At 61.5% G+C, this 1299-nt stretch carries 2 protein-coding genes; both read right to left on the minus strand.

Going from position 1 to position 1299, the window contains the following annotated elements:
• Positions 1-141: 141 nt before the first annotated feature.
• On the minus strand, positions 142-681 hold the full coding sequence (locus tag JX325_RS17000) for a hypothetical protein (protein WP_110441894.1): 540 nt from the start codon (positions 679-681) through the stop codon (positions 142-144).
• A 120-nt stretch (positions 682-801) separates the two neighbouring features.
• The gene (locus JX325_RS17005; protein ID WP_204792196.1) at positions 802-1170 is read right to left on the minus strand and encodes a cysteine-rich VLP domain-containing protein; all 369 of its coding nucleotides are present in this window, start codon (positions 1168-1170) and stop codon (positions 802-804) included.
• Between the last annotated feature and the right edge of the window lie 129 nt (positions 1171-1299).

The following is a 1299-nucleotide window of genomic DNA, read 5'->3' on the forward strand; positions in this document are numbered from 1 at the left end:
TTGTATAAGAGACTGACCTTGTCCAGCGCCTTTTCCCGTTCCGGGGGCTGGGCGGGGATCGGCGTATTGAATACTCCGGAGAGCCGCAGGGCTTCCTGGTTGGCAAAATCCTGTTCACGCTTCTTTTCCATAACAGTCCTCCTATCTGTCGCCCCGGTCAGGGGCTTTCTTTTTGGGGCCGTCCGGGGCCTTGTTTTCCTGGGCCTCCCGTTGGGCCGCTTTCAGTTGCTCCGCAATCGGGGGCTGGCGTTTGGCTTCCTTGTGGGCCCGCGCCGCCTCCTGGCGTTCCACGCCACGGGCAAAGTCCGCCAGTTGCTCCGGGGTGATGTATTCTTTCACCACATAACTGCCGAAGTCCGGGTAAAACCACGTCAGCCGCTTTTGATCCGGGACGCGGTGAGCATCCTCCCATTTTCCCACTACCTGGGCCTGGGCGTCCATCTGCCGCCGGATGTCTGGATTGTTGCGGGAGGGGCGGAGCTCATAGCTCCGCAGCTCCCCATCGGACAGCGGCGTATCATATACCACCTCGCCCCAGGCCCGGAACGCGCCACCCTCTACCGGGAGCCGGCCATCATAGTTTTGCAGACGGATCGGGGCTTTGAAATGGTCTTTCGGAAATGTGCCAATAGAAATAGGCCGCTGGGTGGAGTAATACTTATATTCCTCCGGCTTTCGCATAAACGCCTCCTTTCCAAAATGTTGACAGCATCCGGGCTAAACAGGGGCAGACCGTAGAAACATACGGCCTGCCCCGAAAACGGCCACGGAAAGCCTTGTAAACCGGGGATTTTCCGGGGCCTAATTGTCAACACCCCAGCCCCGCTTTTTCCGCATATATTCCCGCTGTTGTCGGCGGTGGGCTTTCTTTGCACAGGCCGCCGAGCAGTATGCCTGCCGCCGATCCGGGGCAACGGGCCCGCCGCAGATGGGACAGGGCTTAAACTCCGGCCTGGGCCCCTCGGTCAAGAGGGCCGCCTCCAGCGCCGGATCGAGGGGCAGGACGGCCTCCTGGAAATAGCGGCAGTAAGCGCCCGTCCAGCATTTGCCGAACATATAGCACTCGCACTCCAGGGGCAGGCACCCGTATTCCTTGTCATAGTTGGCACACCACTTTACCACCAGGGCGCGGATTTTCTTTTTTTCCTCGCGTGTCAGTTCACGGGCCAAGCTGTCACCTCCCGCCAGCCGGGGCCCGCATAAGCTCCCGGTAGCAGGACACACAGCCGATGCCCCGCCAGTAGGGGCACCCGGAGCACCGGGAGCCCCTGGGCGGCTTCGCCGGGGCCGGGGCCTGGG

The organism is Oscillibacter sp. CU971 (assembly GCF_905219725.1).
In the GTDB taxonomy this organism is placed as follows: Bacteria; Bacillota; Clostridia; order Oscillospirales; family Oscillospiraceae; genus Oscillibacter.

Coding starts and splice junctions, on each gene's coding strand:
- JX325_RS17000 (WP_110441894.1), bottom strand. CDS start 681: ATGCGAAAGCCGGAGGAATATAAGTATTACTCCACCCAGCGGCCTATT.